Below are 2,979 nucleotides of genomic sequence, written 5' to 3' on the forward strand. Positions count from 1 at the left end.
ATTTCCGGCATCACCAGCGGAGCCGCGATCATCCCGGTGAACAGAGTCCGGCCGCGGAAACGACGGAACCGCACCAGCACCACCGCCGCCAGCGTGCCGAGAATGGTAGCGATAGTCGCATTGGCAACCGCGACCTGAAGGCTGAGCCACGCCGCATCCAGGACTTTTTCATCCTGAAGCAGTTCGCCATACCATTTGAACGAGAACCCGCCCCACACCGTCACCAGACGCGAGGCGTTGAACGAATAAATGATCATCACAACGATCGGAACGTACAGAAACGCATAGGCCAGCGACAGCAGGCCATACAGCGCCAGCGCCCGGTTGCGCCCCCAGCCGGTGCTGCTCATCGCGTTCCCTCCGTCGCGCGCCCCTGGATGCGCTGAAAGATCATTACCGGCACCACCAGCAGAACCAGCATCGCCACTGCCACCGCTGAAGCGACCGGCCAGTCACGATTGTCGAAAAATTCGGCCCAAAGAATCTTGCCGATCATCAGGGTATCGGGCCCGCCCAGCAAATCGGGAATGACGAACTCGCCCACCGCCGGAATGAAAACCAGCAGCGAACCAGCAACGATTCCCGGCATCGACAACGGCAGAGTCACCGAAATAAACGCCTGAAAGGGACGGCAGCCCAGATCGGCCGCCGCTTCCAGCAGCGACAAATCCATCTTTTCCAGGGTGGCGAACAACGGCAGCACCATGAAGGGCAGATACGAATAGACCATGCCGATTAGCACGGCCAAATCGGTTTCAAGAATCTGCAATGGGGCATCGATCACCCCCAACCACAGCAGCAGACCGTTTAGCAATCCCTCGGTTTTCAGAATCCCGATCCAGGCATAAACCCGGATCAGAAACGACGTCCAGAACGGCAGCGCGACCAGCAACAACAACATATTGCGAACGGAATGAGGCGCGCGCGCGATCGCATAGGCGGCGGGATAGCCGAGCAACAAGCAACACAAGGTTGCAATCGCGGCCAGCCGAAGCGAATTGAGATAGGCAAACGCATACAATTCGTCGCCGAACAGCGTGCCGAAACTGCCAAGCGCAATCCGGATCGTCAGAACCGCGTCGCCGCCCCACTCCAGCAACGGCGTATAAGGCGGAATGCCCATCACCGCCTGGGACAGACTGATCTTAATGACGATCAGGAACGGCACTAGGAAGAACACCACCAGCCAGATATAGGGCGGCAGCCCGACCAGCAGCCGGCCCCAGCGGCGGACCACGCGGTCGAGCCCCGTCATCGGGTCAGCACCATGGCGTTGGCGGGATGCCACGCCAGATGAACCTCGTCTTCCCAGGTCAGTTCCTGTTCGCCGGTATGGCGCAGATTGGTCCGAAGCACCTCGACCCGCCGACCCGACGGCAGCGCAATATGATAGATCGAGACGTCACCGAGATAGGCGATATCGGCAACAACACCCTTGACCCCGTTCATCCCCTCGGGCGGGCTTTCGCGTTGCACCACCATCTTTTCGGGACGAACCATCACCGTCACCGGTGCTCCGACCGGCACCGAACCGCCATGGGCAATCGACAGATCGCGTTCCAGTTCGGGGCAGGTGACAACGAGAAGGTCATGGTTATCCGACGCCACCACCCCTTCGAACATGTTGGCGGCCCCGATGAAATCAGCAACGAAGCGGGTGCCGGGATATTCATAGATTTCGACTGGCGTGCCGACCTGTTCCAGACATCCCGAATTCATCACCGCAATGCGGCTGGACATCGTCATCGCCTCACCCTGGTCGTGGGTGACCATGACGAAGGTGATGCCGACCCGTTCCTGAATACCCACCAGTTCAAGCTGAGTCCGCTCGCGCAGCTGGCGGTCAAGCGCCGCCAGCGGCTCGTCGAGCAGAAGAACCTTCGGTTCCTTGGCCAGACAGCGCGCCAGCGCGACGCGCTGACGCTGCCCACCCGACAATTGGTGCGGCTTGCGGCCGCCGAAGCGGCTCATCTGCACCAGATCGAGGACGTCGCGAACTTTCTCGCGGATCTGTGCCTTGGGCACACCATCCTGTTTCAGGCCGAACGCGACATTCTGTTCCACCGTCATATGGGGGAACAGGGCGTAAGACTGGAACATCATGTTGACCGGCCGCTCATAGGGCGGGATCGCCGAAACGTCGGTTCCGTCGATGAAAATCCGCCCCGAGGTCGGGGTTTCGAATCCGGCCAACATCCGCAACAGCGTCGTCTTGCCGCAGCCAGACGCGCCGAGCAGCGAGAAGAACTCGCCGGCGTGGATGGAGAGATCGACCTGATCGACCGCGACGAAGTCGCCGAACCGTTTCGAGACAGCCTCGAAACGGATCAGCGGCACCGCATCAGGATCGGTCCAGGGCGAGAACGTCGGACGTTGGGTAATCGTCTGGGCCATGCTCATTATTTCCGCGTCTCGATCAGCCTTAGCGGCCGGTCTTGACGCTGGTCCACAAGCGAGTGCGCTCACGTTCCTTCGCCAGATCGGCAGGGGGAACCTGGAACTCTTTCGCCGCTACGTCGGCCGGCGGATAGATCACCGGATCGGCCACGATTTCCTTCTTCATCAGCGGCTTGGACGCCGGCACCGCATTGGCGTAACCGGTGGTGTCGCTGACCGCCGCGATGATTTCCGGCTGCAACAGGAAATCGATGAATTTGTGGGCGTTGTCGGGATGCGGAGCATCGGCCGGGATCGCCGCAGCGTCGATGTTGATCACCGCCCCTTCCTTGGGGATGAAGATGGCGAGGTGAACGCCCTTGTTGGCCTCGTTGGCGCGGTTGCGCGCCTGGACCAGATCGCCGACATAGCCCTGGGCAAGGCAGGTGTCACCGTTGGCCATATCGTTGATATATTTCGAGGAATGGAAATACTTCAACGAGGGACGGATCGCCTTGACCGTCTCGGCGGCCAGCTTCAGATCGTCGGTGGCAAGGCTGGCCCCGTTAGACCGCGATAGAGCAGAGCGGCGGCAAAGGCTTC

At 60.6% G+C, this 2,979-nt stretch carries 4 protein-coding genes; all 4 read right to left on the reverse strand.

Annotated features, from left to right (window positions below):
• The coding region (locus K678_RS17185; RefSeq protein WP_021133756.1) for an ABC transporter permease at positions 1-350 on the reverse strand (350 nt) is incomplete at its 3' end.
• Positions 347-1,255 carry an ABC transporter permease subunit gene (locus tag K678_RS17190; protein WP_021133757.1) on the reverse strand — a complete coding sequence of 303 codons (909 nt, stop codon included), beginning with the start codon at positions 1,253-1,255 and terminating at the stop codon, positions 347-349. The genes K678_RS17185 and K678_RS17190, both read right to left, overlap by 4 nt.
• A complete protein-coding gene (locus K678_RS17195; RefSeq protein ID WP_021133758.1) occupies positions 1,252-2,394 on the reverse strand; it encodes an ABC transporter ATP-binding protein in 1,143 nt (380 codons plus the stop codon). The genes K678_RS17190 and K678_RS17195 overlap by 4 nt, the downstream gene beginning before the upstream one ends.
• A 28-nt stretch (positions 2,395-2,422) precedes the next feature.
• Positions 2,423-2,979 (reverse strand): extracellular solute-binding protein (locus tag K678_RS17200; protein WP_021133759.1); only part of this gene is annotated, 557 nt, incomplete at its 5' end.

This window comes from Magnetospirillum fulvum MGU-K5 (assembly GCF_000442515.1).
In the GTDB taxonomy this organism is placed as follows: Bacteria; Pseudomonadota; Alphaproteobacteria; order Rhodospirillales; family Magnetospirillaceae; genus Phaeospirillum; species Phaeospirillum fulvum_B.